The sequence below is a fragment of the Actinoplanes regularis genome (assembly GCF_900188005.1).
In the GTDB taxonomy this organism is placed as follows: domain Bacteria; phylum Actinomycetota; class Actinomycetes; order Mycobacteriales; family Micromonosporaceae; genus Actinoplanes; species Actinoplanes regularis.
Window position 1 is genome coordinate 1 of the sequence record NZ_FZNR01000067.1, and the last position, 1547, is coordinate 1547.

Genomic DNA, 1547 nt, shown 5'->3' on the forward strand with positions numbered 1-1547 from the left:
AGTAGTAGTGGCCGGAAGTTGCGGGGTGCGTCGGCGGCGCGGCGGGCCAGCCAGTCGCGGGCGTCCGTCGTCGCGGGGGAGGGGTCGCTGAGGCAACGGGTGACCCGGGCGAGCGCGCCGGAGTAGAACCCGCGGACCGCCTCGCGGTGCGTCATCGCCGCGGCCGAGTGTTCTGCCAGGGCCGCGGCGTCGTCGGTGAGCAGCGCCGCCAGCGCCCGGTCCAGGTGATAGCCGGCCAACAGGGCCGAATTTTCGCCGATCTCGTCCAGGTAGGCCGTCTTGTCGAAGTCCTCGCCGGCGAACGATCCCGGCCCGGCGGTCTGCCCGCGCAGCACTCGGATCAGTTGCCGGTGTCCGAGAGTGATCAGCCGGGCGTACCAGTTGCCGGTCCGTTCAGCGAAGGCCAGCACCGCCGCGGTCTCCTCGGCGCAGGTCTCCAGCGAGTCCTCGGTCTCCAGCAGCAGGACCAGCAACCGCGCCGCGTGCCATCCGGCGATCTGCACGTCGCCGGCCGCGAGCAGTTCGTCGCGGGTCTGCCAACAACCCTCGACGACCTCCTCCAGTGGCTCGAACCAGGGCGCGGCCAGCATCCAGTGCTGGTAGGCGGCCACCGCCGCCGAAGCCTGGTAACCGTGTTCGCGAGCGGCCCGCAGCGCGTGCCCGGTCAGCAGATATCCGATGCGGTGGTCGTCGAGCAGCCAGCTTGTCACGCGGATGGCCCCGCCCAGGGTGCCGGTCAGTGGCGAGCACACCCCGTTGTTTTGCCACAGCACGTGTGCCTGTAGCACCAGCCAGGCGTGCAGGTCCGGATCGACCACGAAGGTGGGCACGAGCAGCCGCTGCAGGATCCGGGCCACCGTGACGATCCGCGGATCGGTGGACTCCCGCGACGGGTAGGCCGGTCCATGGGCGGCCACCCAGTCCCGGAGTTCGAGCACGGCGCGCTGGTTGTCCGCGGCCAGGTCGGCCGACGGGGTGATGCCGAACCGCCGTAGCGTGTCGAGACCGAGAGCGATCGCCGCGGGGCACTCGTTCCGCTGGGTCAGGCTGTTGATCTGCACGGCGGTGGCCGCGGCCAGGGCGAGCCGGTCCGGGGAGCGGGAGGCGAGATCGTGATAGAGCTGGTCCGCCTCGGTGTACCGGCTGAGGCAGAACAGCGTGGCGTGCCGGTCCACCGCGATCGCGTCCCGGTCCGCGGCGTCGCCGGTGGGGAGAACCCGGTCGGCGGCGGACAGCAGTTCGTCGGCGGCCGGGTAGTTGGTGGTCCGTGCGGCGCGGCGGCCGGCCCGGTGCAGCAGGGCCGCCGCGGTCCGGCGCTCGTCGTCGTCGCCGATCAGGCCGGTGACCGGGAGGTACTGCTCGGCGGCCTGCTGCTCGTACTCGTCGTGGGCGCCCAGGCGGCGGGCCATCGCCAGCCGTGATCCATCCAGCTCGGCGGCCGGGAGCAGATCACGGGCGGCCTGCAGGACCAGGTCGTGGCGGAACTTGACGGTGCTGTCCGCGCTGATCAGGCCGTCGGTGACGGCGGGAGCGAGGTGGGCCCGGAG

General features: G+C 72.3%; 1 protein-coding gene. It reads right to left on the reverse strand.

Annotation, left to right across the window (positions count from 1 at the left end):
- Positions 1–1547: ATP-binding protein (locus CHC09_RS47045; RefSeq protein ID WP_483398211.1), on the reverse strand; the 1547-nt coding region annotated here is incomplete at both ends.